This window comes from Cupriavidus sp. SIMBA_020, assembly GCF_046535395.1.
GTDB classification, from domain to species: domain Bacteria; phylum Pseudomonadota; class Gammaproteobacteria; order Burkholderiales; family Burkholderiaceae; genus Cupriavidus; species Cupriavidus campinensis.
Genome location: NZ_JAWRWU010000071.1, coordinates 1 through 460, shown reverse-complemented (window position 1 = coordinate 460; position 460 = coordinate 1). Strand labels below are relative to the sequence as shown.

Below are 460 nucleotides of genomic sequence, written 5' to 3'. Positions count from 1 at the left end.
CCAACACGAATACCCTGATACCGGACGCGGACAGTTACGACGCTCGTTCAGAAAGCCGCGCGTAAAATTGCCTCCACATCGGCGCGAGATCGCCGGTCGTAAGTTGGTCGCGGATAGATCGCATTCCCGTTGCATCGTGATTCAAACCCCGTCTTTCAAGGAGACCGCGGATGATGAAGGCAGCGACTTTGGCAGCAGCAATGGTGATGGGCGTGGCCGCCGGCCAGGCGGCGTGGGCGCAAAACGAGCAACCCGCGCAGCCCGATCAGGCGGGCGGACAAACGGCGCTGGCGGGCGCGGCGCAGGCGATCATCGCCAATGTGCCGCCGGTGCATCTGAAGGCGAAGATCGTCGGGATCGACCGTGCCGCGCGCGTGGTCACGCTGCGCGGTCCGCGCGGCAACGACGTGGATATCGCGCTCAGCCCGCAGGTCGGTAATTTCGATCAACTGAACGTGGG

At 63.9% G+C, this 460-nt stretch carries 1 pseudogene; it reads left to right on the top strand.

Annotated features, from left to right (window positions below):
- Nucleotides 1–206: 206 nt before the first annotated feature.
- Nucleotides 207–460 (top strand): annotated as a pseudogene (locus SB751_RS28205) (hypothetical protein); the annotation flags it as partial.